Here is a 23,392-nt window from a genome sequence, read left to right on the forward strand (position 1 = left end):
AGCTTCAAGCTGATCCAGAACCACCTTGGTTCCGAGCTTGCCCGTGTGCTGTGCGCGCACGCGCTTCAGTGCACGCTCCAGAGCTTGCAGCGGGTAAATGCTCAGGTCATCGGCCATCATCGCTGCAGCGGCAGGAGACAGCGCATGCCCCATTGCCTCAGAGGTCAGGGCCAGTTGCGAGCACAGGCGAGACAGTTCTGCGTCATTCAGCATCAAAGCCTCCTTGCTTCGCAGAGCGCTGGGCGCGAAGGATGGCCATTGCCTCGTCTGCCACGCTGGCGTTTGCATCCAACTGGTCGGCTTGCTTGGCACGGGCGCTGGTCATGCTGGTGCCCGTCTGGAACTGGGTTGCCCACTTCTCCGAGCTTTGAACCAGCATCCCCACGGAATGCATCTGCTTGACGATGAAGTCTTCTTGCACCCGGCGCACGTAATGCACCGCCACGCGCGGCGCCAGCTCTGCGCCTACGCGGTCAATGAATTGGGTGATCTTGCCCGCCACCGTCTTGTTCCACAGCGGCCAAGTGCCGTAGCGCTGCTGGTAGGCAATTGCGTAGGCAATCCAGGTCTTGTGGCTCTTGGCCTCGGGTCCGGGGTAGCGCAGCTCTCCTGGAATCTCATAAACCGTGCCGTTGGGTGCCGCTACCTGCATCGGGGCGGCTGGGGCGGGAGCCCCGGACGAAGAATTCTCTGGAGTAGTCTCTGCTGTAGTCTTCTTGGTAGTCTTTCCTATATTAGTTTGCGGCTTACCCGGCGACTTGCTTGCATGTTCGGTCGCATCTTGTTTGCGGGTTTGCTGCAATCCAGTTTGCAGGTTTCCTGCAATCTTGTTTTCAGGGGGGGTGGCTTCCAAGGCGTTCTGCAGGGCGTCGAAGTCCACACGGAAGTACAGCTTGGCGGGGATACCGCGGCGGTCAATTTCCAAAACCCCGAGCTTCTGCAGCTTGGCGCGAGCATTCTCTTGCTCTGTGCGGGACAGTCCGGTTTCTTCGGTCCACTCCGTGATGGTCTTGTAGAACCAGCCTTCCTCTTCCGTGCGACGGGCCCAGTAGATAGCCTGAGACAGCATCAAGGCGCCGGTGATGCCCGCGCCCAGATTCACGAAAACGCGCTGAAAGGCCACTGGCCGATCCAGATAGGTGCTAATGGTGCTCATGCGCTGGCGCTGCCTTCCTGCGCCAGCCTGGCCTTGTGCGAACCCCACAGGCCTGCAACCCATTCCACACCCTTGGGGGTGAACTTGGCTTGTGCGTAGGCATGCTCATTGCGCGGCGCCGTGCCCGTCTTCACCTTGAAGCGGCCGGCAGCCAGGTGCTCTGCGTGGGGCGTCATCTTCCCGGCAAGGCGGTACATGATCTTGGCCCGCGCCAGGAATTCGCTGAACTCATGTTCATTGGCGCCCAGTAGCTTGCAGACCTCGCGGAATCCCTTCTCGCCACTCGTGGCTGCGACATAGCGATCCACAAAGGCTACCTTGGGCGCGGCCAGCGCCAGCTGCTCCTGTTGCGCTTCAATCTGTTCGGCCTGCTCTGCGGCAAGGCGCAGCGCCTGGGCCATGGTCTGGGGCAGCTTGGGGGCCTGCTGAGCCTCCAGCTCCTGCCAGCGTGCAATGACGCGGCGGCGAAGCACCACGTTGTAGCCAGCCAGCAGCGTGTAGGTCAGCTCGCGGCCCAGCTGGAAAGCAGTGGTGTAACCCCGCCCGTCCTGGTCTTCGCGCACATGCTCCAGTTCTGGATCATCTTGCAGGCTGTCCAGCATCGCGCGAATGTCGCGGTTCACATGGCCCAGTTCCTTGCCCGTCAGCTCCGCAATCTCGCGGCTGCTCATCGTCAGCGGCACAGCCGCCGCCGTCATGGTCGAAGTCAGATTCATTGCTTGCGGTCCCCCATGAGTTCGGGGGCCCCAAATGGACCTATGAGCCGAGCCATTGCATCAATACGATTGGCTTCATGGTTCATCTTCTCCATCACCATTTGCCGATACGTCTTGCCGTGCACCAGGGCGTAGATGCAGTCGCGCAGCACGCATGCGGTATCCAGGCCGCGCGCAGCGCAGTACTGCAGCCACAGGCCATAGGTGACGTCATCAATCTTGGTTTTGACGGCGCAGATCAGCTTTCCCAGCGGGCCAGCGATGCCGCGGGCAAACATCGGGGGTTGATCATCGGCAGCCAGGTGCTCGATCGCATGGTCCAAGACCTCCTGAGCGTCCTCGGGAGGAAGACCCTTGAGCGCGTCCAGAACAGCAGCAAGCGCCGTGTTCTGAGCCTTGGACAGGTGAGTGAGTTGCGTAATGCACTTGGTGGTTTCAGTCATTGCCCATCTCCTTTGTTGAAGTGGATGGCTGCGCCAGCTCAGGCCAAATTTGCTCCCAGTCTTTGGGATACCAAACTTGGCGCGGGACTGCACCCTGCGTTGCCTGCTCAATGGCAACCGCAGTTATCGGCTTTGGGCGGCGAATGCCATCCCGCCAATGACGAATCTGGTCGTCTTTCTTCGCGCCAACACTCTCGCGGAGCTGGGCTATGGATAGCGCACCTTCGGACTCAAGGTACGTCCTCAATTCAGGGCATGGCGTAAGTTTGCTCATGCGCCGATTCTATATCTTTTGATACTCATTGCGTACCTTTTGATATGTCATCAGATCTGTACCATAAGATACGGCCTGTCTATCCTGTTCGGATGGACAAAGATGCTGTTGACACCTTCAGACGCGAACGCCTAGCTGCGTTAGCTGATCACATGGGTGGGCGCGCCGCCTTGGGTCGTGCGCTGGGGTACAAAGATGGTGGTTACGTGAACCACATGATTTCTGGCATTCGGCCGATCACTGAAAAAACTATCGTTCTCTGCGAGCAACTGCCTGGCGCCACGGGCTGGTTTAGCGACACAAAATTCCAAGAGCGAGCACTATCGCGGGAAGTGGTAGCAGCTATTGCAAAACTGGAGCCCGCTGAGGTTCGACGCATAGAAAACCTGCTGCGCGGCATGCTGGAACTCCCACAAACACGCGCGTAACGCCCGATTTTTTGACTTTCCGACAAATTGACAAACTCGCCTCGCCCATGAATACTGTACGGAACAACAGTATTTTCATGAGGTATTTGTGAGCAGCAGCCCCTCCTCAGAGGAGTCCATACAGCTTTTCCACCATGGAGGAGGGACGCTGTGCCTTGCTACCAAGCAGGAGCGGGAAGCATTCTGCCGAGGGCGGCTGGAAACGGCTGCAGACTTGGCCGAGCTCTGCGCAATGAACATCAAGGACGATAACGCCAGTCTGCACACGACTCTGCGCCTCATTGCCAGCATGCTTCATGAAGCCAATGAAGCCATGACCGCCGGAAGTTGAAGACCTAATGATGTAACCAGCCGACAGTTGTCGGCTTTTTTTTCGTCAAAAAAGTATCTTTTGATATTGACTCAATCAATATCATTTGATACATTCAATCCCGTCACCAAACCAGTGTGACGGGTGCCAAGTGATCGAGCCAGCACTTCAGGTCTTTAAAAAGAGAGCTTGAGAACAGATTGATTGGGGTGGTCGCTGAGAGCGCGAAAGAAGTTCAGCGGGTAGCAGGGCGGTTTCCCGCCCTGCCCCACTCGGTCACAGCATCAATAGGAACACGACAAAACCGATTGCACGAATGCACTTGGCTACATCGATGTTGATGCTCACACGCACAGAAGTCTTCATTGGATTGCTCCGGTGAAGACCCGTGGCCACGGGTCAATAACCCGCTACGACTTATTACGCGCCGTTGCTAGCGCGGCCAGCCTCTTACCGCGAATAGGAGTCTGGCTTCGGCTCTGAGATTGATGTTGCCGCTCTTATCGCAGAGCGGGCGAAGGATGGACAGCCATCCAGCAACACCAGTCATCACCTTAAGCGGCTTGACGAGCCGCAGTGGGCGTTGTCGGGCGCCCACCGCAAGTATCTCAGATGACCACCCCATTCAATCTGCTCTCAGCTCCATAAATGCCCATGTAGTTCGCCGCACCAATGCGCAGCGTCCCCGGGCACAAGCACCAGCGGGCACGGCCGCTGCTCTGCGCGGGTAGTCCTACCCGGCTCCAGTCCTGCCTAAGCGCGGTACACGGACAAACAGGTGAGGTTTTCAGGGATACCAAGAACAGCAAAGCCCACCGCAGCAGCGGCGCCGCCCGGAGCGTTACCCGGGAATCAACCCACAGCATCGCGTGCGGGGCTGCGGGTTGATCGCTACAGATATGCAACTCTTCAAGATAAAAGATCGTTTTAGTACTCAGAACCCGACCGTATCAAGTGATATTTAAACGTTGACCAGGCCCGAACCTCACCCTAAGATACTGTACAAATACACAGTTATTGGAGAAGAAATGCAGTGCAAGCCTGGTGATTTGGCTATCGTCGTCAACGACTTGGAGTACCCCGTCAACAACGGCTGTCTGCTGGAAATCCTCGGTCGCGCCACACCGGGAGCGCACGCGATCCCTGCCGACTGGGTAGGGCGCCCCCTCTCCACCTTCAAGTTTGGCGACCGCACCTGCCCTCCCGACCCGCGAAACACCGTCGTCTATCGTGATATCGAACTGCGGCCACTGCGAAACAGTGACGGCGCCGACGAAACGCTTGCATGGGCTGAGTTGCCTAAGAAGGTGGACAACCTGATTCCTGCCAAAAAGCAGGATGAGGTGGTGACAGCCACCCTGCAGACCTCTTTCCTGGGCGCCACTGTGCAGTGCGCCGAGCAATTCGTCAGCGGAGCCTGGAGCCTGACTGTGCGCAGTGGAGACATGGGATTTGACGTTCGAGTGGATGCCCATATTGCGCCGCCTGGTGGCTTCCACCCTGGCGACCGTATCCGCCTGGAATACAAAAAAGGCGACAACCCGTTTTTCGGGCCCTTCATTAAGGCGCACTTGCTGAATGCATAGGCACACGGACTTCAAAGCTATGGAAACAGTCAACACCACCCAGCAGCCTCCCAACCCCAACAGCCCCAACGGATGCTGGGCGCGGCACGGCTACCGAGTGGAGCGCACAGAGCGCGCCATGGGTTCCCCGAAGCGAGACATTTACGCCCCTGACGGCACGCTGGTGCTGGTGGATTCCGACTACGACGAAGAGATGGCCTATTGCCGCGAGCATGGGCTTCTGCTGCCTGCGACGACCTGATGGAGATTGAAATGTGAGCGTTGAGCCAGCATGCGGCCATGCATGTGCCCTCCCCCGCAGGGCTACAGCGGGGCCATCAAGAAAGAGCGCGGCACTGAAAAACTGAAACCGGGTGTGGAGTTTGGCAATCCGAGATGCCGCCACCGACAGACCGCAAGCCGGGTGATCCGCTCTTTTTCTTGATGGTGCCGGGGGTCGGCTCCCCGGTTCTTACAAACCAGGCCTGCAAGGCCCGGCTGGAATACTGCAAGAGGGTAATCGCACCGGTCTTAGGTGCCCATCATGAACACCCCGGGAAAGTAGCGGGGGCTATCTGGCGTGACTGCTCGAGCAGGTACGGCAGCTCAGGAATGGGCCTGGGCTGGCGTCGATCAGGAGCACGGCGCTTGCGTCGTGGCGACAGTGGTCACGCCAGATGGCAAGTCAGTTTTACTTCTTCACACCACCGACAAGGTAGACGTTGCCCTCGGCCACGTTATTGAGAAGCTCGCGATACGCATTCACCAAGTGATCGCGGCCATGCCTGAACTCGGGATCCGTTCTATCAGGCCCGTCCTGATGCTTGGCATCCAGTTGTGCAGCGCGCAGCTCCCTCGCCGCTTGATGGGCAGTCTCGCGCGGTAACGCCTTGACGACTGCGGTCAAGATCATCGACATCGCAGCAAATGCGCCAGATTCCTCCTGGGTCATGAGGCACCTCCAGTCTGATGACCCATTCTAGTTTCCAGCCGGGTCTGGGGTTTATCTCCTCCCTCCCTCTCTGAACCATTGCCCAGACAGACCCGAAAGGTCACCGGCTCTTTATTCAAGCCCGCAGCAACCGCTCGCGGGCTTTTTCTTTTGCCCACAGGAGACCACATGCACTCGAGTCCAACCACCACCCGCGCGACAAAACTGCTACTCGCCAAGCAATAGGCACTTACAGGCTTAGGCCTCGCATGTACCTCTCCCCGCAGGGCCATAGAGGGTTCATCAAAATAGCAAATATGTATTAATTTACTTCAATCAATAGAAAATACTGGCAACACCTGCAATTGGTGAAAGCATTCACCTTAATTGATGTCTTTGAATGAGTGCAGCTACTCAGGTGTGAGAGAAGCCTCCTTAAGCCACCCTCCGCGGGGTGGCTTCTTTTAAACCAAAGCCAGAGCCATCCGGTGTGGCCACTCAAGCAGGTACGGTATCTCAGGAATGGGCCTGGGCTGCCGTCAATTGGGAGCACGGCGCTTTGCGTCGTGAGCGACAGTGGTCACGCCAGAGGGCGCAGAACCTTTTCTTTAACCATGGGAAAACTGCTGCGTCATATACCAGTTTCGCCGGGCTTGGGGCACCTTTTCACTCCCTTTTGCTCACCCAGGCAAGACCGAAAGGTCACCGGCTCTTTATTCAAGCCCGCAGCAACCGCTCGCAGACTTTCTCTTTCGTACCAGTTTTAGGTAAGCCGAACTCCTATTGAACACCTGAAAAGCATCATGCAGAATTCCGCCCCATCTACCTGTTATGCCGGGCCTGGGCATCTCTCCTCCCTCCCTCTGACCCTCTTTACCAGGCACGACCCAAAAGGTCACCGGCACTCTATTCAAGCCCGCAGCAACCGCTCGCGGGCTTTTTCTTTGTCCACAGGAGATTCCATGCATTCGACTCCATCCCCTGCCCACACCAGAAAGCTGCTGCTCGCGGCTCAATGGGCGCTCACCGGCTTCGGCCTCTTCTGCCTGGTCGGAGCGGCCGTGGTGATCGCACTCACGCCAGAAGCCTGGCCCCTCTGAGCGTTCAGCTTGGATAGCTGGACACGATTTTTAAACAGGAGATCCTCATGCTGAAGACGATTGTTGAATCCCTGCTGGTCATCGTTGGCGCCCTGCTTCTTGTGGCCTGGCTAGCGGCGCCTGATGTCCAGGCTGATGCGCACCAGACCATCACCCAAAGCCTGCGCAACGAGTTCGCCTGTCCGGGCATGTATGCCCAGTGGATTGATGACAAGACCGTGCAATGCCTGAAGGTGCTGCCGTGATCCGAGCGCCATTCTCCACCCCACCTGCCACCGATCCGGTGGCTTTCTCTTTTCTGGAGTCCTGATGTTCAAGAGCATGATCATTTACCGCATTGCCGAAAGCTGGCAAAGCGATCTGCAGGCGCTGGAGGATGCCCTGCAAAAGACAGTCTTTGAGGAGTGCGGCGCCACGCAGGAGCGCTCCATCGGCTGGGTGCCGCCGCGCGGAGAGCAGCACGGCCTGCTGGTCGAATCCGTGGCTGGTCAGTGGGTCATGCGCTTCATGACCGAGGCCAAGGTGCTGCCTGCCAGCGTGCTCAACCGCAAGGTCAACGAGAAGGCCGAGCACATCGAAAAGACCGAGGGTCGCAAGCCCGGCAAGAAGGAAAAGCGCGACCTCAAGGACGAGGCCAAGCTCGATCTGCTGCCCATGGCCTTCACCAAGCAGGGCAGCATGTGGGTCTGGATCGATCCGCAGGCGCGCACCCTGGTACTTGATACCAGCGCTCAGGGGCGCGCCGACGAGGTGGTAACGCTGCTGGTCGAAGGCCTGCCCGGCTTTGCCCTGGCACTGCTGGATACCCAGACCAGCCCACAGGCCGCCATGGCGCACTGGCTGATGACACAGGAGCCGCCCGCCGGCTTCAGCGCGGATCGAGAAACGGAGCTGAAAGCATGCGACGAGTCCAAGGCCGTGGTGCGCTACGCCCGCCACCCGCTGGATATTGATGAAGTCCGCAAGCACATCGAGCAAGGCAAGCTGCCCACCAAGCTGGCGATGACCTGGGATGACCGCGTGAGCTTTGTGCTGACCGAAGGCCTGCAGATCAAGAACATCGCGCTGCTGGATGCAGTCATGGACGGCAACAGCCAGGACGATGGCGGCTTCGATACCGATGTGGCCATTGCCACCGGCGAGCTCTCGCGCTTGATTCCCGACCTGATCGAAGCCCTTGGCGGCGAAGGCCGCAACGGCCTGGGTGACCTGCCCGCCACGCGGGCTGCCAGCGCCAGCGGCCACGCATCACTTCAGCGCAGGTGTGAAAGCAACGACTAACGCAGCCACTGCGGCACTTCCTAAAGCAAGTCGGCCAGCAATAGAAGTCCAGAGAGTGACTTGTCGTGCCTTAAGCCATAAATAGCAATTCTTTTGCTTTTCACGGTCGAACTCAAACAAGCCCATATCAAGCCTCTTTTGGATGACTGACAGACCGTGCTTGACCTCCCACTCCTCAAGCAATCTGCGCGTTCGATCATCAAGTGCCATACCCGGTCCGTACTCAGGTGAACAAAGCAAAGCGCTGAATGTAACCAACCGTTTACTGACTTGGGATTGATTTTTTCTAATAACCATACACCCGCCAAAGAGTGGGCTTTTCTTTGGAGGCCTCCATGGGTCTGACTTTCGTGAATCACAACGGCGACCCCATCACCGATTCCCGCATGGCCGCTATGCGAGCTCAAGGAATGGAACTCGAGCGCCAGCGCCGCCTGGCTGCCACGGCGGATGCGGTGTCCGTTCACAAAGGCTGGCGCGTCTCGGGCATCAAGCCCGGAATGCTGGATGAGGCAAAGCAGGCGCACGAGCGGCTTTGCCAGATGGCGCAAAAGGCCGGAGGCAATCCGCCGGAGCCGTTTGATGAAACCGCATGGCTGCGCACAGCCAAGCGCACTGCAGTGCGTAGCAAGCCCTACATCCTTCAGGAGGCAGCTCAACAATGCAAAGAGCTGACCGTCAAGGCGGGATGGCTGGAAGTCCAGTTGATAGAGATCAAAAAGGTAGTCGCCTGAGTTATCAAAAATCTGATCTGCACACAGTGCCACCCGCGAAGACAAGGCTACACATTTGGAACGATTTTCATTCGTGCAACTGAGGCCGCTTTTGATGACTTTTGGCTGCTTTTGTGCTCGTAACAAGAGTTCGGCTGACAGCAATCTATCAGCCTGCGGTGGCGTAATAATTTGTGACAAAAGCGAAAATACGAGCATCGAGATTCCAGATCGCCGTTTAACGCTCAGGGTTGAAATGATTGCTCTTTGATCGGGGAGGCTCTGGTCAGATGTCCGCGAATTACAACTTGTTGGTACTGACACCACCTCTGGCGCTACTGGTTCTTGCTGCCGTCCTGATGGTTGCTTGGTTTAACCAACGATCCCAGCGCTTTCTGTTTTGGCAAGCCTGCGCCTATTCGCTCACGGCACTGCCCCTCGCTGCTCAAACCTTGATTCCCCTTGAGGTGCTCACGCGCTATGCGCTATTGATTGGCAGCATCTATCTGCTGGGAGCCTGGTGTCTTGCGAAGTGCTGGGCGGACAGGTGGCGTGTATCAACGCATCCGCACATTGCACTGCAGATCTCCATCGTCACCTTAGCCGTTGTGTATCACTTCAGCTGGGTGAATCCGATTCCTTGGGTTCGCATCTGTTCCTTCAGTATAGGCTCGGGCTTGGTTCTAATGCTGCCTATCCTGCAGGTCCGCTCAAGGATGAGCTCTTTACACTGGCTCGATAAATTGCTGCTCTGGCTAAGCATCGCATTCACTACCTATACCTTCACTCGGCCCGGTTTGATCTGGCTGCTGGGCTACTCGGATCTTCGGTCATTGCCAAAGTCGCCCTACTGGCTCCTAACGCTGGTGAGCATCTTGAACTTCGCGCTGCTCTTCAGCTTGGTGATGACTGCTATTGCCGCGAAGGAAACGGTAGACAAGCTACGACGTGAGCGAGACCTTGATGCGTTGACCCAGTTGCTGAATCGCCGCTCTTTTCAAGAATATGCCCAGCAGCGCCTCGCTGACATACGGCTCTATCCGATGGCCGTGCTGGCCTGCGATATAGATCACTTCAAGCGCATTAACGACTCCTGGGGCCACAAGCGCGGCGATGAGGTTCTGCAACTGGTTTCAACGACTCTTAAAGACAGCGTGCGGGAGAACGACCTTGTCGCACGGTTCGGCGGGGAAGAGTTTGTGCTTTTGCTGACGGAGATTTCACTGAAAGATGCCGAGGCCATTGCCCTTCGCATCCAGCGCGACCTCCGCTTGAACAATGAAGTTCTCCCATCAGGCTACACGTTGACCCTGAGCTTCGGGATTTCAGCGCTCGACAGCAACACGCCATTAGATCAAGCCCTGCGAGAGGCCGATCGGCTTCTTTACGAAGCCAAAAATGCTGGGCGAGATCGGGTGCACGTATCCGGGGGCAACTATCCGGATATATCCATCGAACTCGATCCCGTTGCAAACCCAAGCTACCACATGCCCTACAGCAAAAGCACATAGCGCCCTCGCAACGAGCGTTTCACCCGTAATCACCACAGCCCACCACCCGCTTTTTTCATTCCATAGAAAGCGTTCCAGGAATGAAGAAGCGTAATCTATAGGCCGAGTCACCGAGGAGCAGACATGGCGAGCAATGCTTCACAACCCGTACAGGCATATCGCTACGAACTGTTGCCAGAAAATCTTCACGCTGATTGGAAGATCATCGTTGACAGGGTTCGCGCAGCCTATGACAAGAAGCCGGAATCGGCGATACAGCTGGAGAACGCTCGTCAGCACGGGTTCGGCTTTGTACGCGCACTCGTGGCAGCTGGACTTGTCACCGTTGTGGCCAAGACAGACCTGATGGAGCTATTGCTATACCCCAGATCGTCTTGCTGACTACAAGGATCCCCAGTCTATAGACGGCTCGCTGCTTGCCATCGCTTCAGCCGACGTTGGTCAGGACGACCAGTCACTACCTATCCACCCATCACCTGCCCGCCATTGAGCGGGCTTTTTGCTTTCTGGAGACACGAATGCCCCGAGAAATTGCATGCACCGAGGATCGCTTCCTCAAGGATGCGCAAGCGCACCAGATGGAAGTCATGCGCGACGACGGTGTGAACCGTCATTTGCGGTTCAAAGATCCCTCCAGCCGCGCCTACTGGTTCGACATCATCACTTGGCCTGGCACGCTGTGCATTGATGGCGACATGGGAACTTTCGTATTCCGACGCTTGCAGGACATGTTCACGTTCTTTCGCACAGATCAAGAGCACTACAACAAAACAGGCCGCGCTGATCAACTGGCAATCAACCCTGGCTATTGGGACGAGAAGCTGCTCGCACCGGCACCAAGGGATGTCATGGAGTTCAGTGCCGATAGCTTTCGGGAGCATGTCAAAGAGGCATTTGATAGCTGGGTTGAGTGCAGTGAACCCGATGCTGAATACAGCACCCAGGCGGAGCACGACCAATTCAGCGACGACAAGGCAGCGCTTTGGAGCGCTCTGAACGATGAAGTTCTATCGACTGCCGATGATGGCGAAGTACGAGCCTACGACGCTGCCCGCGACTTTCGATGTGATGACGTGCCTGGCTTTCAGATGGATGACTGCTGGGAGTGGAACTGCAAGGAATTCAAATTCCATTTCCTATGGAACTGCTATGCCATCGCGTGGGGAATCAAGGCCTACGACAACGTGAAGCAACAGGCATCAGTCACCTAACCAACACCCCAGCCCGCCGCCGCGGGCTTTTCTCATTCTGGGAGCCACCTATATGCAAGACAAGATCACGATCGCAGATGCACCTGACTGCTTGAACACCAATGACAAGGCTATGTGGGTGCTGGGATATGAAGCGGCTATTGAAGCCCGCGGCCAGTGCCTGCACCAGATTCAGGAGCCAGCCCCTGTGCTGGCAGCGCAGCCCATTGCATGGCCCAAAAATGCGCAGGATGTGCGTGATTTCTTCCGCTCTGATTTCATCACTGCGCAATTTGCAGCAGAAGACCAGACGCCATGCGACGAAGACAGGTATCACATCAGCGCGCATGACTTCTTGAGCGCTGTGAACTGGTGGGCTGACTTTCCTCACATCCCCCGTACCCCAGAGGCAGCGCCCGCAGCCGTGGCAGTTCCTGATGACCGCGCCGCCTTTGAGCGCGAGCTGATTGACAACCATCACTACGTCCCGTCCGACTTCTCTTTTAAAGACGGGTTCTATGGCGGCGACGATGACTACATCCAGTTTGGCTGGGATGTGTGGCAGGCCCGCGCCGCGCTTGACGCCACCCCAGCAGCCGTGCCAGTGGTGTTGCCTGAGCCTGATGCAGCCGTCAGCGAATTGATGCGGCTGGTTGAGATGGCGTCCATCCAAAGGGCATCAACGGCAGTCTTGATTTACACAGGGCAACCAAAAGAGCTATCGGATAAGTCTTCCGCACAGGAGCAGGAAACTGTGAGGTCAATCGAATCCAAGCTGCGCGCCCTGCTGGCTACTGCTACCGGACTTCCCGCGCAGGCGGTGCCCGCCTTCTGCCACGTTGCCTCATTGAAGCTCAAGAGCCTGCAGGAGCGCGGCTACCAGATCACCGGCTACGCGCTGGAGAAGCCCGTGGAAGGTGCGCAGCCAGAACGTGGCTTCATCAACCATGGCGGCTTTGTTGGCTGGTGGTGGGATGGTCAATCACCCCAGGCGCAGGCAGACGCGCGGGATGCGGCACTAGCAGCGAGTGAGCAGGATGCGCTGCGATTGGTGCGCCAAGCCGTGCGCGATTTTCACTATGCACTGGACAACAGGAAGCATGGCGGCGTGGCGGCAGGTGCAGCAATGAATGCAATCGAATTGGCCCTGAATATGTACTGGCAACAGGGCCAGGAGGCTGACAGGCGCGCAAACCAAGCAGCGCAAGGGGGCGAGTGATGTTCTTCGACTTGCCATCAGACAAAACGTGCATCCATCCGGAGCACGACCCGCCGACTGGCCTCTACATCCCACCAGGAAAGGGATACCGCCATGTCTGCCCCGCCTGCAAGACGGTCAAAGACGTTATCCCGCCGGACTACTCCCTCACCCTACCCGATCCAGTCAGGCGGACCGTGGTGCAGGGCTGGAAGCTGGTGCCTGTGGAGCCGACAGAAGCCCAGCTGGCAACTGTTCGCAGCCAGAAAAGCCATCCGTGTGCACCAGATCGCTGGGACTCAAACAACCGGCGTATGTACATGCGAATGCTCGCCGCGGCGCCACTGCCACCAGGGGACGACCCCCAACACCTGACGGACGGCGAAATCATTGCTGCCCAAGAAAGCCTTATCGCGGCCAAAGATGCGCTGTATCGCTCACGTATCGGTCTGCAGTGCTCGCGCTGCAAAAAAGGGACGTACCGCGCTGACGGCAATGGGTACTACGACTTTCACCGCTGTGACAGCTGCCGGCACGTACCCATGTGGGGCAGCGATGGCAATGAATTCGGAATCCAGGAGAAACGAAATGGCCCGTCCATCTAAACGAGAGATCCGCCGCGCTCGCCAAGAGAAGCAGCAAAACCGCAACCCCGAGCCCCGCCACTGAGCGGGGTTCTTTTTTGGAGCAACGCATGAACCCAGCGGTTCTTGATGCCTGCTGCGGCAGTCGAATGATGTGGTTCGACAAAGCAGACCCGCGCGCGGTGTTCGTGGATCAGCGCCGCGAAACCATCACCGTCACTGACAACTCACGCGGCAATGCGACTGGCCAGCGCGTGCTGCGCATCGAGCCCGACTGTCTGATGGACTTTCGCGCTCTGACCTTCCCAGATGGGGCCTTCAAGCTGGTGGCGTTTGATCCGCCTCACCTTGTCCATGCGGGACCGAAATCATGGCTTGGAGCCAAGTACGGAAAGCTAGGACCAGACTGGCGCGAAGACCTGCGCCAAGGCTTTGCCGAGTGCTTCCGCGTGCTGGAGCCAGGTGGGACCTTGGTGTTCAAGTGGAACGAAACGCAGGTGAAAGTGAAAGAAGTCCTAGCCCTGACACCAGAGAAGCCACTGTTCGGTCAAGTCAGCGGCCGCTCGGGAATGACTCACTGGCTCGTTTTCATGAAGCCATGACCCAGGCAACCAGCGCCAGCACCGTGGGCCTGCCAGAAGACAAGGCCTACATAGCCCACCACTTCAACTGCCCTACTTGCTGCGCTGCTGGTCTATCCGGCGGCAAACAGGCGCGCTGCCCCCAAGGCCAAACGCTGTGGGACGCATACAACCGGGCCACTAGCTTCAGCAACTAAGCCAGCAGCACCCTTCATGCACTGCTCCGCGCCGGAATGCTGGACGGCATTAATCACCAGCCCAGTGAGGCTGGCCGCAAATATTTCACCGCACCGAAAGCGAAATCATGACTGCTACAGCTACCCCATTCCCCTTCATTATTCTGTCCAAGGAGGCCGCGGCGAAGGCCTTAACCATTTCCATCACCACTTTTGAAAGCGAAGTGCGCTCCAAGCGATACCCTCCGGCGCGTGAAATCTCACCTGGTCGCATCGGTTGGCTGTATGAAGAGCTGTTGGCTGTGGCTCGTAACCTGCCCGTGTCACACGGACTGCCGCCACGCAACAGCGGTTATGGGCGTGCAGGCAAAGCCAAAGAAGCCAGTTCCTCCAGGCGCTGATCAACCTTGCCGAGCCAGTAAATGCGCTCGGCATCATAGGAGTAGGCGTTGTAAGTGCCTTCGATCTTCTCTGGCATATGGCCCACGATGGCCTCGGCAATCTCCTTGGGGCAGCCTAGCGCGGAGAGCATGGTGCGTGTTGTGCGACGCAAGTTATGAGCACTCCAGTCCGTCACAGGCAAGATCTTTCTCACTCGCCCCTTGCGCTTTGACTTCGGGCTATATGGCTGCAAGTCGTAGAGGTATCCCGAAAAAGTATGGGTGCTATAGCGATTGCCTGTGGCACCCACAAACAAATTGCCTTCATCGTCTGCCTCCCTGCGGCGACGTTGAATTATTTCTCGGGCCCGGCCAAGCAGCGGAACCCGTAAGTCTGTCGCGTCAGGGAAGCGCGCATTCTTGGTCAGCGCCTTCGGGATCGTCCACCACAGGACGCCATCCTTTTCAGCAAGGTGCTCGACATTCATCCCAAAAATCTCAGATCCTCGGGTACCCGTCCACAAATACAGAATGACGGCATCCCTGCCGATCACATGCATATTGGGCAGCCAATTCAGCAGCACACCAATTTCGTCGTCGGTCAAAAAGCGCCTACGCCGGCCGATGTGCTTGCCACCCATCTTCTTCCCCTTGGACAGCAAGCGCCCTTTCTGGACTGATCGCCACCAGTTCGGCGTTTCCCCAGAAATACGGCCTGCGTCTAAGGCATAGTCCCAGGCACCGCCAAACATGGAGCGCAACTTCTGCGCTGCACATGGTGCGTCAATTTTTTTGTCTTCAAGGATTCCAAAGGCGATCTGTCGAGTGACGGAGTCTGCGGGCATGTTGGCGAAATCTGGGTTCGCCTCAAACAATCGCAGAAAGGCACTTTTCGCGGCAGCCAGACCTTCAGGCTTTCGCGAATGGGCCAGGTGCCCGTCCACATAGTCCTGCGCCAGACGCTTCACGCTATAAACAGCCTCTTCCTGGGGAAGCAAAGCCTTTTTGCTCTCTTCTTTGGCCTGCTTACGCTGCTCAACAATATTGACACCCGCCTCACGGTCAGCGCGGTACTTTGTCCATATGCCAAGCGCCTCCTGAATGTTCATCTCAGGCCAAGACCCCAGCTTGACCTGCTTGAGGCGACCGGCAACATCTCGATAGCGATAAGTCCAAGTCTTGGACGATTTAACTGCCACAAGGCGTAGGCCTGGGCATCCCTCAACGGCTAGCACCTCACCGGGTGCAAGCAGCTTGGCTGCGCGAACGTCAAAGTACATAACTTCCTGAGCCCTCGGCCTTAGCCTCAACCAAACCCAATCAAACTCGTCCGTATAGGGAAAAGAGTCAGTATAGGTTTTAGTATAGGTTTTGTGGAATTTATGCAGTTTTCAGAGGGAAACTGCCGTTCTACCATTGAACGACACCCGCGTCTGCGACGAAGCCACGACTGCAGCTGTCTTCGACACGCTCACAGTTCCAGGCTGCGAGCTTGGGCTATCGTACATCAAGGCTGTGTAGCCTCCGTTCAAAATCGGAGCATTTGGGCAATTTTTTGCCTCGGAGTTTCCCCGAAAGCAGGGTTTTGAGGACAAGCCTTTCTTCCTCGTTGTTAGGGACACTCCGGTCACGACTGCCTAGCCTCAAATCACATGGGTAAAATTGTGCGGGATCAAAGAGCCTGCATTCAACTGCTGCTCCAAGCGTCGAGCAAAGTCCTGGTCCTGGAGCATGCAAGTCTCGCTACGGGCAAGCAGGTTCCTCGCGTTTTACGCTTGACCAAGATCTTCAATAATTTCTGTAAATACTGGTCAAGTACTGACCGCCCCTGCCGAATCATGCCGCTTTGCTTCTGCGATTTTTTCCTGCCTGCTGACCGCCGTGCCTTGTCTGAAGCACAGGCGGCTGGACGATGGAAGCCGGCCCGCGGAGCTGCGGCATGACGGAGCAGCAGCTTTATGACCTGGCTCCTGCGCTGGAGCTGATGGCTTTCGGTCTGGTGCTGGCCCTGGGGCCCTTGTGCTGGGTCTGGTGGCGCAGTCGCGGCACCGGCCCCGGCAAACGTCTGCAGGCCCTTTGCGTGCTGACGCTGTTCCTGACCTTCGATCTGGTCTTGTTCGGCGCCTTCACACGGCTGACGGACTCGGGCCTGGGTTGCCCTGATTGGCCTGGCTGCTATGGCACGGCCAGCCCTATCGCAGCACATGCCCAGATCTCCGAGGCGCAAGCTGCCATGCCGACCGGCCCGGTCACCCATGGCAAGGCCTGGGTGGAAATGATTCACCGCTATCTGGCGACCACGGTCGGCGTGCTCATCATTGCCATGACGGTCATGAGCTGGAAGCAGGCACGGGCCGCCAGGCGCAAGGGCCAGCATGCGTCTTTCAGCGGCGCGGCCAACCCCTGGTGGCCGACTCTGGCTCTGGTATGGGTCTGCATACAGGGCGCTTTCGGTGCCTTGACGGTCACCATGAAACTGTTTCCGGCCATCGTCACCCTGCATCTGCTGGGCGGTACCGGCTTGCTGGCCTTGCTGGCCATTCCTGCATCGGGACTGAGCCAGCAGCAGGCCGGTCGCTCTGCGGCCCCGATTGCCGGACGCTTGCGCATCGCGCTATGGCTGTGTCTGGCGCTGCTGGTCGCCCAGGTCAGCCTGGGCGGCTGGGTCAGCACCAATTACGCCGTGCTGGCCTGCACGAGTTTCCCTGGCTGCCAGGGCAGTTGGTGGCCGGCCATGAATTTCGCCGAAGCGCTGCAGATCTGGCGCCCTCTGGGCATGCTCAAGGACGGCAGCCACATCAGCTTCGAAGCGCTGACCGCGATCCACTACACCCACAGGCTGGCAGCCTATGTGGTGGTTCTGGCACTGGCCAGCCTGTGGTGGGCATTGCGCCATGCCCCTGCACTGGCCAAGCAGCGCCGGCTGCTGGGATTTTTTGCGGTGCTGCAAGTTCTGACGGGTCTGTCCAACGTGGTGTTGGACTGGCCCCTGGTGGCGGCCGTGCTCCACACCGGTGGAGCCGCGGCCCTGGTAACGATTGTGGTCTGGAGCCTGGCCGTGACGCGTAGCCATGCCGTCACCGCCCCCGACCCTGAAATGGCGCACCGCCCTGCCTGAGGCATAGCGCAAAAGAGTGATTGCATGAGTCAAAGTGAAGCCTTGTTGAACAACACCTCGCGAATCAGCCAGTTCTATGCGCTGACCAAGCCGCGCGTGGTGCAGCTCATCGTGTTCTGCGCCCTGATCGGCATGGTGCTGGCCGTGCCCGGATGGCCCACGGCCAATCAGTGGATACATATGGGCGTCGCCTGCGTCGGCATCTGGCTGGTGGCGGCTGCCGCTGCGGCCTTCAACTGCCTGGTGGAACGTCATATCGATGCCAAGATGAAGCGCACCTCCTGGCGTCCCACGGCGCGCGGCGAACTCTCCAGTCAGCAGGCACTGGCCTTCTCGGCCATTCTCTGCATGATTGGCGCCACGATCTTGCTGGTCTGGACCAATGCGCTGACGATGTGGCTGACACTGGCCACCTTTGTCGGCTATGCGGTGATCTACACCGTGGTTCTCAAGCCCGCCACGCCACAGAACATCGTGATCGGCGGAGCTTCAGGCGCCATGCCACCCGTGCTGGGCTGGGCCGCCATGACGGGCAATGTCGGCCCCGAGGCGCTGATTCTGTTCCTCATCATCTTCCTCTGGACTCCGCCCCACTTCTGGGCCCTGGCCCTGTACCGCGTGGAGGACTACCGCCAATCCGGCCTGCCCATGCTGCCCGTGACCCATGGCAGCGAATACACACGCCTGCAGATTCTGCTCTACACCGTTGTGCTGTTTGCGGCCGGTCTGCTGCCCTTCATGTACGGCATGAGCAGCTGGCTGTATCTGTTCGCGGCTGTCGTTCTGGGTGCAGGCTTCATCGCCTATGCCGTGGCCCTGTACCGCAATTACTCGGACGAGCTGTCGCGCCGCACATTCCGTTTTTCACTGCTTCACCTGAGCCTGCTGTTTCTCGCCCTGCTCGTGGATCACTACCTGTTCATGGCCTGATCTTTCAAGCCCTGCCATTGCAAAAGCCCGGCTCGCCGGGCTTTTCTACGTCTGTCGGAAAGTGATCTTCCCGTGCTTTCCGAGCCTAGGTTTGGGTGCGGATTCAATGGATCTTGCGCAGCCCTGCCAAACCCCGGGCTCCGCCCCGGGGCGCAACGTACCGCTGACGGCTCAACGGCGGCTTGACCGGACACCCACTCTGATCACCCCGATCACCAAAAAAGGCCAGCCCCGACTACAGGGCTGGCCTTGAGCCTGCATCCGGCAGACCTAATCAAGCGTCCATTTACAGACCCTTGAGCAGCTTGCCGTTCACTTCCTTGCCGTACATGGAGTATTGGCCATGGTGCTTTTCGGCCGTGGCCTGCAGATTGCCGTTGAAGCGCGGATCCTGGCCACGCTCCTGGCTGTTGATGAAGGTCGCCACATCCCAGGCTTCCTGATCGCTCAGCGTTGCATTGCCGTAGGGCATGTTGTTCTTGATGAAGTTGGCCGCCTTGTCGATGTCATGCATGCCGGCACCCCAGTTATAGGAGTCCTTGCCCCACAGCGGCGGGAACACGGCCACATCGCCGACAAACTGGCCCTTGCCGTCTGCTGCGTGGCATAGCGCGCACTTGGCTTCATAAACCTTGGCACCGGCTTCATAGGTGGGAGTCTCTTCGGGCTTGCCCGCCTTCTTGAAACCTGCACCGGGCAGCTTCTCGCCCGTGGGGGCCTTCTGTGCCATCCAGTAGGCATAGGACTCCAGTGCCACCAGAACGTCATGACCGTCGTCCGGTGCCTTGCCGTTCATGGAGTACATGAAGCAGCCGCGCACGCGCTCGGCAAAGGTGTCCACATGGTCGGTCTTCTTGCGATAGGCCGGGTACATGGGGTAGGCCCCCCACATGGGGGCTGCGCCCTTCAAGCGACCCGCATCGAGGTGGCAATTGGTGCAGCTCAGCGGGTTGCCCGAGAAGCCTACGGCATTGACCGGCGTGCGTGTGAAGATCGCTTCGCCACGGCGCACCCACTCGCCCATGGGGCCTTCCGGATAGTCGCTGACGCCGGGAGGTGTGAATTCGCCGGGCTTGGCTGCCACTGTCACGGCCTTGGCGTCTGCTGCAGGCGCAGCCACCTTGGCTGGTTCTTCAACCTTCTTGGGGCTGCTGATGCTCATGCCATACCAGAGCGCGCCGCCCAGACCGGCGAACAGGCAGGCCACCACCGCGTATTCAGCGAGATTGGAGCTTTTGGAAGCAGTTTGTTGTTTGTCCGACATTGTCAACTCCCGAACTCTTAAGGCTTGGCGGTTGCTGCTGCAGCAGCGGGGTTGTGCAGGCGCTGGTAATACGCAGCAACGGCCTTGACGTCATCGGCCGTGAGCTTCTTGGCCACAGCCCCCATCAGACCCAGTGGGCCGGCCTCGCGCTGCCCCTTGTTCCAGGCATCGATCTGACTTTGCATATAGTCGGCTGTCAGATGGCCGATGGCCGGAAAGTCCTTGCCCACGCCCACGCCACCGGGGCCGTGGCACTGCGCACAGGCAGGAATGCCGTCAGCCCAGCGACCACGCTCGACCAACCAGGCACCGCTATCGTCGCTCTTGCCGGGCAAGGCACCACGCACGCTCTTGATAGGCAGTTGCAGGCTGGCGTAATAGGCGGCCACATCGGCGCGTTCCTGCTCGCTCAAGGCCTTGGCCATGGGAGCCATGACAGCGGACTGACGGGCTCCAGCCGCCAGCTGGTTCAGCTGACGCTCCAGGTAACCGGCGTGCTGGCCCGCCAGTGCAGGGAAGCCAGGCTGGCCCTCGCCCTTGGCACCATGGCAGGTGACACAGGCAGCCGCACCGCCGGCCGAGCCGGACTGAGCTATCTTTGCACCGGCAGCGACATTGCCGTTCAATGCAGCCTTGGCGGCAGCAGGTTCTTGCGCCCAGGCGCTGGTCGCCATCAGCATGGAAATGCCGACAGCCACCCACGACCGGGGCAGAGTCTTTGTGTTCAAGCGATTCATCTTGGGAATGGAGGTTTAAGCGGCTCAGATCTGCCGCACATCAGGCGTGTGCTGAACGCCGACGTCTGACCTGGAATGTCACGAGCCAAAGCAGCCCAATGACAGCAAGCACATTGCCCGAAGATACCTATGGAAGATTAAGAGCCAATTAATGCTGCAAACAATTGGCTCCCCCAATCTGACTAATCAGGCAGCGCAGCACAGGACTTCACCGGCAGGCATAAACGCACCACCAGCCCTGTCGCCGCTTCTGGCGCCAGGCCGTTGTGCACCTGCTCGAATGCATAGCCCTTATGCTGCTGCCACTGGGCCAAGGGCAGCAGCTCCAGCTCACCGTCGCTGCACTGTGCAATGCGCTGCACAATCGCCAGCCCCAGACCGCTGCCATGGGCCTGATGCTGCTTGCGCCAGAAGCGCTGGGTCGCCACGGCACAGTCCTCGCTGCTCAGCCCGGGCCCATGATCAATCACCGTGAACTCCACATAACCGGCAGGATTGACAGGCATCGCCTGCGGCTTGTCGCCGCCGACCTGCGCCAGCTGCGGAATGTGGCGCAGGCCGAGCAGCACCGCAGAGTCGCCCGGCTCGCCACTTGCCTGCTGCCCATAGCGCAAGGCGTTTTCCATCAGATTGCGCAATGCCGACACCAGCAGGGGCTGAGGCACGGCCACACGCAAGTCCTGCAGCCTGGCGTCATTCAGGGCTTGCCGAGGCAACCAGCGCAGGCGCAGCGAGCCCGAAGGAATGGCCGTGGCGGCCAATCCCCAGGCTTTTTCCAGAGCCTCCCAAGCACAGGCGGGCTCGCTACCGCAGGCCATGGCGCGAGAGCCTCCTGCATCTTCGCTCACCGGCTGGCAATCCAGCCTGGCCAAGAGCAGCAATTGCTCCAGCGTGTGCTGCAAATGCTCCACGCCCTCCCCCGCCTGCTCCAGCGCCTGCCGGGTCATCTGCCACTGTGCGGTCTCCGAAATCGGCCTGGGCGCAGCATCCTCTTTGCCAGCGCCGGGCTGATCCCTCAAAGCCACCATCTGAGACCCCGCATTGGCCACCGCCATCTGCGCCACCTGTACATGGGTTTTGACGGCAGTCAGCGGAGTGCGCAGCTCATGGGCGGCATCGTCGCTCCAGCGACGTTCGCGCTCAATGGCTTTGTGCACGCGCTGCAGCAGGTGATTGATGGTCTGCACCAGTGGCGCCAGCTCCTTGACCTGCCGGCCTTGCGCCACGGGCGAATCATCTCCGGGCGGACGCTCGCTCAACTCCTGGCGCAGCGACTCAAGGGGACGCAGGCCGCGTGTCACCCCCCACCACATCAACACCATGCTGGCCAGCAGCGCCAGCACAAAGGGCAGGATGATGGTGTAGGCGAAACCATGTATCAGTCCCTCGCGCACATCGATGCGGTCGGCCGTGGCAATGCGCACGCCATGCTCCTCAAGCACATAGGTACGCCAGGGCTTGCCGCCCTTGGTGATGCTCGAGAAGCCCAGCGGCAGCGGCCCCTGGAAGCTGGGCGCACCCGCAGTGCGAGCCAGCACCTGAGAATCGGTAGGCTCGGCCGCCTGCTCGGAAGCCGTATCTGCGAAATCCCCGGCGCGACCGGTCTTTACGGTTTTGGCGCGCGGTGCATCCAGCGGAGATGCGGGAATCAGTGCCGGGCGAGCCGCCGTGCCGCTCGCCTCGTCCGACACAGCATCTGCATCCATAGCATCATGCGTAGGTGCAGTCTGCACTTCGCTGCGAATCATGCTGACCTCGCAAGCCACACCATCACGCGCCACCACATTGAGCATGGGCCCCCAGTCCTCGGGACTGGTGTTGTGCGGCTTGAACTGGTGAACAATGCCCGCCACCATGCGGGCCGATGCAATCAGCCGGTCGTCGAGCACGGAGCGCAGCTCATGTCTCATGCCGGCAAACATCCAGGCGGCCACACCGCCCCACAAAGTGCACAGCGCCAGACACAGCCAGACCAGCAAACGGACCCGCAGGCTGCGCATCAGCAACTGCCTCCCTGCACGCGCCCTAACCTGAAACCCACACCACGCACGGTCTCCACCATGTCCGAGCCCAGCTTGCGACGCAGATGGTGCACATGCACATTGACCGCGTTGCTCTCCACATCAAGGCTGTAGCCATAGAGGCTGTCGCGCAGTTGCTCCAGGCTCAGCACTCGCCCGGGCGACTGCAGCAGCGCGCGCAGCAACGCCCATTCACGACGCGACAGGTCCACGATGCTGCCCTCCCGTATGGCCTGGCCGGCGGCCAGATCCACTTTGACATCGCCCAGCACAATCCAGTCCACGGTACGCCCCGCCGCCCGTCGCAGCAGCGCATGCAGCCGTGCCGCCAGCTCGTGCAGATCGAAGGGCTTGACCAGATAGTCGTCAGCCCCGGTCTGCAAGCCTTCGATGCGCTGGTCCACTGCATCACGTGCGGTCAGCACCAGCACCGGCAGCTCCAGCCCCTGACGGCGCCACCGCGCAAGCAGATGCAGACCGTCCTCATCGGGCAGACCCAGATCCAGCACACATACATCGAAGTGGGAGGATTTGAGGGCCGCATCAGCCTGGCTGGCACAACCCACCACGTCCACGCCAAAGCCCTGTAGCTGCAGGCCCGCCTTCACCCCGCTGGCGACCAAAGCGTTATCTTCCACTAACAGCACATGCATTTTTTCACTGCGCAACCGCCACCCGCACCATCACATCCGGAGATGTGAGCACCCGTTACGCGCCTTGTTTATCCGAAGCGGTCAAGCATCGCAGATTTGTCTTTTCGCAGCGTTCACCCCTGCTTAATCCCT

Annotated in this window: 27 protein-coding genes and 1 pseudogene; 16 read left to right on the forward strand and 12 right to left on the reverse strand. The window is 59.0% G+C overall.

Going from position 1 to position 23,392, the window contains the following annotated elements; all coding sequences use genetic code 11:
- From CSE6_RS00405 to CSE6_RS00425, 5 genes and pseudogenes are all read right to left on the reverse strand, one after another.
- Window positions 1-213: pseudogene (locus tag CSE6_RS00405) on the reverse strand (hypothetical protein); the annotation flags it as partial.
- Window positions 203-1,156, reverse strand: a complete 954-nt coding sequence (locus CSE6_RS00410; protein WP_059439656.1) for a hypothetical protein — start codon at window positions 1,154-1,156, stop codon at window positions 203-205. The gene CSE6_RS00410 and the pseudogene CSE6_RS00405, both read right to left, overlap by 11 nt.
- Entirely contained in the window at window positions 1,153-1,872 is a 720-nt protein-coding gene (locus CSE6_RS00415) for a phage antirepressor KilAC domain-containing protein (protein WP_059439657.1), read from the reverse strand. Before CSE6_RS00415 ends, CSE6_RS00410 begins: the two co-directional genes overlap by 4 nt.
- The gene (locus CSE6_RS26375) at window positions 1,869-2,315 is read right to left on the reverse strand and encodes a hypothetical protein (protein ID WP_238585621.1); all 447 of its coding nucleotides are present in this window, start codon (window positions 2,313-2,315) and stop codon (window positions 1,869-1,871) included. The genes CSE6_RS00415 and CSE6_RS26375 overlap by 4 nt, the downstream gene beginning before the upstream one ends.
- Entirely contained in the window at window positions 2,308-2,589 is a 282-nt protein-coding gene (locus CSE6_RS00425) for a hypothetical protein (protein ID WP_059439658.1), read from the reverse strand. The genes CSE6_RS26375 and CSE6_RS00425 overlap by 8 nt, the downstream gene beginning before the upstream one ends.
- Window positions 2,590-2,681: 92 nt before the next feature.
- On the opposite strand from CSE6_RS00425, the gene CSE6_RS00430 reads away from it, so the two are divergent.
- The 4 genes from CSE6_RS00430 (at window position 2,682) to CSE6_RS00445 (ending at window position 5,154) form a co-directional block, all read left to right on the forward strand.
- On the forward strand, window positions 2,682-3,017 hold the full coding sequence (locus CSE6_RS00430; RefSeq protein WP_148728250.1) for a hypothetical protein: 336 nt from the start codon (window positions 2,682-2,684) through the stop codon (window positions 3,015-3,017).
- Between the two features lie 88 nt (window positions 3,018-3,105).
- On the forward strand, window positions 3,106-3,348 hold the full coding sequence (locus tag CSE6_RS26380; protein WP_152668526.1) for a hypothetical protein: 243 nt from the start codon (window positions 3,106-3,108) through the stop codon (window positions 3,346-3,348).
- A gap of 1,007 nt (window positions 3,349-4,355) precedes the next feature.
- The gene (locus CSE6_RS00440; protein WP_059439660.1) at window positions 4,356-4,913 is read left to right on the forward strand and encodes a hypothetical protein; all 558 of its coding nucleotides are present in this window, start codon (window positions 4,356-4,358) and stop codon (window positions 4,911-4,913) included.
- 19 nt (window positions 4,914-4,932) lie between these two features.
- The gene (locus CSE6_RS00445; protein WP_059439661.1) at window positions 4,933-5,154 is read left to right on the forward strand and encodes a hypothetical protein; all 222 of its coding nucleotides are present in this window, start codon (window positions 4,933-4,935) and stop codon (window positions 5,152-5,154) included.
- A 429-nt stretch (window positions 5,155-5,583) separates the two neighbouring features.
- Here CSE6_RS00445 and CSE6_RS00450 read toward each other — a convergent pair whose 3' ends face one another.
- Window positions 5,584-5,844, reverse strand: coding sequence for a hypothetical protein (locus CSE6_RS00450; protein ID WP_059439662.1), 261 nt, complete (start codon window positions 5,842-5,844; stop codon window positions 5,584-5,586).
- Between the two features lie 941 nt (window positions 5,845-6,785).
- Between CSE6_RS00450 and CSE6_RS25970 the strand changes: the two genes are divergently transcribed.
- The 3 genes from CSE6_RS25970 to CSE6_RS00460 all read left to right on the forward strand — a co-directional run bounded on the left by CSE6_RS25970 (window position 6,786) and on the right by CSE6_RS00460 (window position 8,204).
- Window positions 6,786-6,923 carry a hypothetical protein gene (locus CSE6_RS25970; protein ID WP_193751081.1) on the forward strand — a complete coding sequence of 46 codons (138 nt, stop codon included), beginning with the start codon at window positions 6,786-6,788 and terminating at the stop codon, window positions 6,921-6,923.
- 47 nt (window positions 6,924-6,970) lie between these two features.
- Complete coding sequence (locus tag CSE6_RS00455) at window positions 6,971-7,168, forward strand: hypothetical protein (protein ID WP_039051124.1); 198 nt, start codon at window positions 6,971-6,973, stop codon at window positions 7,166-7,168.
- Window positions 7,169-7,232: 64 nt separating this feature from the next.
- Entirely contained in the window at window positions 7,233-8,204 is a 972-nt protein-coding gene (locus tag CSE6_RS00460; protein WP_059439663.1) for a recombination-associated protein RdgC, read from the forward strand.
- Here CSE6_RS00460 and CSE6_RS00465 read toward each other — a convergent pair.
- Window positions 8,172-8,501: a hypothetical protein gene (locus CSE6_RS00465; protein ID WP_152668527.1), complete on the reverse strand. Its 330-nt coding sequence runs from the start codon at window positions 8,499-8,501 to the stop codon at window positions 8,172-8,174. The genes CSE6_RS00460 and CSE6_RS00465 overlap by 33 nt on opposite strands.
- 38 nt (window positions 8,502-8,539) lie before the next feature.
- On the opposite strand from CSE6_RS00465, the gene CSE6_RS00470 reads away from it, so the two are divergent.
- The 7 genes from CSE6_RS00470 to CSE6_RS00500 all read left to right on the forward strand — a co-directional run bounded on the left by CSE6_RS00470 (window position 8,540) and on the right by CSE6_RS00500 (window position 14,002).
- Entirely contained in the window at window positions 8,540-8,938 is a 399-nt protein-coding gene (locus CSE6_RS00470) for a hypothetical protein (protein WP_059439698.1), read from the forward strand.
- Window positions 8,939-9,207: 269 nt separating this feature from the next.
- Window positions 9,208-10,428 (forward strand): GGDEF domain-containing protein, encoded by a 1,221-nt coding sequence (locus tag CSE6_RS00475; RefSeq protein WP_046462748.1) that lies wholly within the window; start codon window positions 9,208-9,210, stop codon window positions 10,426-10,428.
- A 123-nt stretch (window positions 10,429-10,551) separates the two neighbouring features.
- A complete protein-coding gene (locus tag CSE6_RS00480) occupies window positions 10,552-10,809 on the forward strand; it encodes a hypothetical protein (protein ID WP_034380790.1) in 258 nt (85 codons plus the stop codon).
- 137 nt (window positions 10,810-10,946) lie between these two features.
- Complete coding sequence (locus CSE6_RS00485) at window positions 10,947-11,639, forward strand: hypothetical protein (protein ID WP_046462749.1); 693 nt, start codon at window positions 10,947-10,949, stop codon at window positions 11,637-11,639.
- A gap of 52 nt (window positions 11,640-11,691) precedes the next feature.
- A complete protein-coding gene (locus CSE6_RS00490) occupies window positions 11,692-12,837 on the forward strand; it encodes a hypothetical protein (protein WP_059439664.1) in 1,146 nt (381 codons plus the stop codon).
- Window positions 12,837-13,421 carry a hypothetical protein gene (locus CSE6_RS00495; protein WP_059439665.1) on the forward strand — a complete coding sequence of 195 codons (585 nt, stop codon included), beginning with the start codon at window positions 12,837-12,839 and terminating at the stop codon, window positions 13,419-13,421. Before CSE6_RS00490 ends, CSE6_RS00495 begins: the two co-directional genes overlap by 1 nt.
- A gap of 89 nt (window positions 13,422-13,510) precedes the next feature.
- Window positions 13,511-14,002, forward strand: a complete 492-nt coding sequence (locus tag CSE6_RS00500) for a class I SAM-dependent methyltransferase (RefSeq protein WP_059439666.1) — start codon at window positions 13,511-13,513, stop codon at window positions 14,000-14,002.
- A 507-nt stretch (window positions 14,003-14,509) separates the two neighbouring features.
- Here the strand turns inward: CSE6_RS00500 and CSE6_RS00510 are convergent.
- On the reverse strand, window positions 14,510-15,817 hold the full coding sequence (locus CSE6_RS00510; RefSeq protein ID WP_059439668.1) for an integrase family protein: 1,308 nt from the start codon (window positions 15,815-15,817) through the stop codon (window positions 14,510-14,512).
- Between the two features lie 659 nt (window positions 15,818-16,476).
- Here CSE6_RS00510 and CSE6_RS00515 point away from each other — a divergent pair.
- The gene (locus tag CSE6_RS00515) at window positions 16,477-17,655 is read left to right on the forward strand and encodes a heme A synthase (RefSeq protein ID WP_034406124.1); all 1,179 of its coding nucleotides are present in this window, start codon (window positions 16,477-16,479) and stop codon (window positions 17,653-17,655) included.
- Between the two features lie 24 nt (window positions 17,656-17,679).
- On the forward strand, window positions 17,680-18,585 hold the full coding sequence (gene cyoE / locus CSE6_RS00520; RefSeq protein ID WP_003062379.1) for a heme o synthase: 906 nt from the start codon (window positions 17,680-17,682) through the stop codon (window positions 18,583-18,585).
- A 286-nt stretch (window positions 18,586-18,871) separates the two neighbouring features.
- Here the strand turns inward: cyoE and CSE6_RS00525 are convergent, their stop codons facing one another.
- From CSE6_RS00525 to CSE6_RS00540, 4 genes are all read right to left on the reverse strand, one after another.
- On the reverse strand, window positions 18,872-19,849 hold the full coding sequence (locus CSE6_RS00525; RefSeq protein WP_059439669.1) for a c-type cytochrome: 978 nt from the start codon (window positions 19,847-19,849) through the stop codon (window positions 18,872-18,874).
- 17 nt (window positions 19,850-19,866) lie between these two features.
- Window positions 19,867-20,586, reverse strand: a complete 720-nt coding sequence (locus CSE6_RS00530) for a c-type cytochrome (RefSeq protein WP_034354112.1) — start codon at window positions 20,584-20,586, stop codon at window positions 19,867-19,869.
- A 182-nt stretch (window positions 20,587-20,768) separates the two neighbouring features.
- A complete protein-coding gene (locus CSE6_RS00535; RefSeq protein WP_083994655.1) occupies window positions 20,769-22,586 on the reverse strand; it encodes an ATP-binding protein in 1,818 nt (605 codons plus the stop codon).
- Window positions 22,586-23,260: a response regulator gene (locus tag CSE6_RS00540; protein WP_003062385.1), complete on the reverse strand. Its 675-nt coding sequence runs from the start codon at window positions 23,258-23,260 to the stop codon at window positions 22,586-22,588. The genes CSE6_RS00535 and CSE6_RS00540 overlap by 1 nt, the downstream gene beginning before the upstream one ends.
- Window positions 23,261-23,392 lie beyond the last annotated feature (132 nt).

Source organism: Comamonas sp. E6 (assembly GCF_001010305.1).
Classification (GTDB): Bacteria; Pseudomonadota; Gammaproteobacteria; order Burkholderiales; family Burkholderiaceae_C; genus Comamonas; species Comamonas thiooxydans.

Bases quoted from the DNA above. Each gene is read 5' to 3' on its own strand.
- CSE6_RS00410 (WP_059439656.1), bottom strand. From the start codon at position 1,156: ATGAGCACCATTAGCACCTATCTGGATCGGCCAGTGGCCTTTCAGCGC.
- CSE6_RS00415 (WP_059439657.1), bottom strand. From the start codon at position 1,872: ATGAATCTGACTTCGACCATGACGGCGGCGGCTGTGCCGCTGACGATG.
- CSE6_RS26375 (WP_238585621.1), bottom strand. From the start codon at position 2,315: ATGACTGAAACCACCAAGTGCATTACGCAACTCACTCACCTGTCCAAG.
- CSE6_RS00425 (WP_059439658.1), bottom strand. From the start codon at position 2,589: ATGAGCAAACTTACGCCATGCCCTGAATTGAGGACGTACCTTGAGTCC.
- CSE6_RS00430 (WP_148728250.1), top strand. From the start codon at position 2,682: ATGGACAAAGATGCTGTTGACACCTTCAGACGCGAACGCCTAGCTGCG.
- CSE6_RS00440 (WP_059439660.1), top strand. From the start codon at position 4,356: ATGCAGTGCAAGCCTGGTGATTTGGCTATCGTCGTCAACGACTTGGAG.
- CSE6_RS00445 (WP_059439661.1), top strand. From the start codon at position 4,933: ATGGAAACAGTCAACACCACCCAGCAGCCTCCCAACCCCAACAGCCCC.
- CSE6_RS00450 (WP_059439662.1), bottom strand. From the start codon at position 5,844: ATGACCCAGGAGGAATCTGGCGCATTTGCTGCGATGTCGATGATCTTG.
- CSE6_RS25970 (WP_193751081.1), top strand. From the start codon at position 6,786: ATGCATTCGACTCCATCCCCTGCCCACACCAGAAAGCTGCTGCTCGCG.
- CSE6_RS00455 (WP_039051124.1), top strand. From the start codon at position 6,971: ATGCTGAAGACGATTGTTGAATCCCTGCTGGTCATCGTTGGCGCCCTG.
- CSE6_RS00460 (WP_059439663.1), top strand. From the start codon at position 7,233: ATGTTCAAGAGCATGATCATTTACCGCATTGCCGAAAGCTGGCAAAGC.
- CSE6_RS00465 (WP_152668527.1), bottom strand. From the start codon at position 8,501: ATGGTTATTAGAAAAAATCAATCCCAAGTCAGTAAACGGTTGGTTACA.
- CSE6_RS00470 (WP_059439698.1), top strand. From the start codon at position 8,540: ATGGGTCTGACTTTCGTGAATCACAACGGCGACCCCATCACCGATTCC.
- CSE6_RS00475 (WP_046462748.1), top strand. From the start codon at position 9,208: ATGTCCGCGAATTACAACTTGTTGGTACTGACACCACCTCTGGCGCTA.
- CSE6_RS00480 (WP_034380790.1), top strand. From the start codon at position 10,552: ATGGCGAGCAATGCTTCACAACCCGTACAGGCATATCGCTACGAACTG.
- CSE6_RS00485 (WP_046462749.1), top strand. From the start codon at position 10,947: ATGCCCCGAGAAATTGCATGCACCGAGGATCGCTTCCTCAAGGATGCG.
- CSE6_RS00490 (WP_059439664.1), top strand. From the start codon at position 11,692: ATGCAAGACAAGATCACGATCGCAGATGCACCTGACTGCTTGAACACC.
- CSE6_RS00495 (WP_059439665.1), top strand. From the start codon at position 12,837: ATGTTCTTCGACTTGCCATCAGACAAAACGTGCATCCATCCGGAGCAC.
- CSE6_RS00500 (WP_059439666.1), top strand. From the start codon at position 13,511: ATGAACCCAGCGGTTCTTGATGCCTGCTGCGGCAGTCGAATGATGTGG.
- CSE6_RS00510 (WP_059439668.1), bottom strand. From the start codon at position 15,817: ATGTACTTTGACGTTCGCGCAGCCAAGCTGCTTGCACCCGGTGAGGTG.
- CSE6_RS00515 (WP_034406124.1), top strand. From the start codon at position 16,477: ATGACGGAGCAGCAGCTTTATGACCTGGCTCCTGCGCTGGAGCTGATG.
- cyoE (WP_003062379.1), top strand. From the start codon at position 17,680: ATGAGTCAAAGTGAAGCCTTGTTGAACAACACCTCGCGAATCAGCCAG.
- CSE6_RS00525 (WP_059439669.1), bottom strand. From the start codon at position 19,849: ATGTCGGACAAACAACAAACTGCTTCCAAAAGCTCCAATCTCGCTGAA.
- CSE6_RS00530 (WP_034354112.1), bottom strand. From the start codon at position 20,586: ATGAATCGCTTGAACACAAAGACTCTGCCCCGGTCGTGGGTGGCTGTC.
- CSE6_RS00535 (WP_083994655.1), bottom strand. From the start codon at position 22,586: ATGCGCAGCCTGCGGGTCCGTTTGCTGGTCTGGCTGTGTCTGGCGCTG.
- CSE6_RS00540 (WP_003062385.1), bottom strand. From the start codon at position 23,260: ATGCATGTGCTGTTAGTGGAAGATAACGCTTTGGTCGCCAGCGGGGTG.